The 809-nt window shown below is 62.1% G+C and carries 1 protein-coding gene; it reads right to left on the bottom strand.

Going from position 1 to position 809, the window contains the following annotated elements; translation table 11 throughout:
• A partial coding sequence (locus AC1DTN_RS37575; RefSeq protein WP_477925198.1) for a hypothetical protein occupies window positions 1-457 on the bottom strand: 457 nt, incomplete at its 3' end.
• Window positions 458-809: the final 352 nt, after the last annotated feature.

The raw sequence follows: 809 nt of genomic DNA, 5'->3' as shown, positions 1-809 counted from the left end.
AGAGTGGGTCTGTCGAGTGTGCGGCAACCAGGTTCTCGAAGGCTCGCGCCTCCTCACGGCGAGCTTGCTCCGAGTCGAACACCGCATGGCCTGCTGAATCGGTGACGAGGATGCCGACCGAGCCAAGCGTGCCGACGCTGACAACCCCCCGAAGCTCGATGAAGACATCGCGTCCGCCATCCGGGCGGACCTTGATAATGGTCGGGCCGGAAAACTCGAATGGCTGATGCCGCAGCACTTGCGCTGCCCGGAACCTGCTTTCAAGCTCGCGGTGAATTTGTTCCCGTATCCCTTCGTCGGCCGCGTACCGCGTACCGTCGATCCGGGCTTCCACCTTCCCGTCCGCAAGAGACCACGTATAGCCTTCACGGTTTGCCGTTACGGGCTCCCCGAAGAAGTCGGCGGGGGTGAAGCGCCATTCCAGGATGATGTGCGAGTGGATGGGGTCATCAGACATTTGTGCCGAGTATGGAGCGGATGCCGCGTGAACCCCGAACGCCTCGCGAAAGTGGACTGAGGGAGTACCCGAAAGGCGGCCCGCAAGCATGGCACCGTGGTCTATGACCATCGCACGCTGATGGAGGTGCAGGACGCGGTAGTGGACTTGACCCTGTTGCGCGGACGGGTTGGGACTTGATTCTCAAGTCGAATTGATTGGCAGCGACGAAGACTTGTCCACCGGCGGCGTGGCGCATGCCACGCAGACGCCGACGGTGGTCAAGTCGTGTTCGAGGCGAGGCGGTCGTCTTGGACTTCGTGGTGTTTCCTCTCAAACGTTGCCGGCGAGATCTGTCCGAGCGCGCTATGGC

The organism is Rhizobium sp. 01T444 (assembly GCF_056398305.1).
The sequence above is the reverse complement of the archived record's forward strand: the minus strand, read 5'-3'. Positions and strand labels throughout refer to the sequence as shown.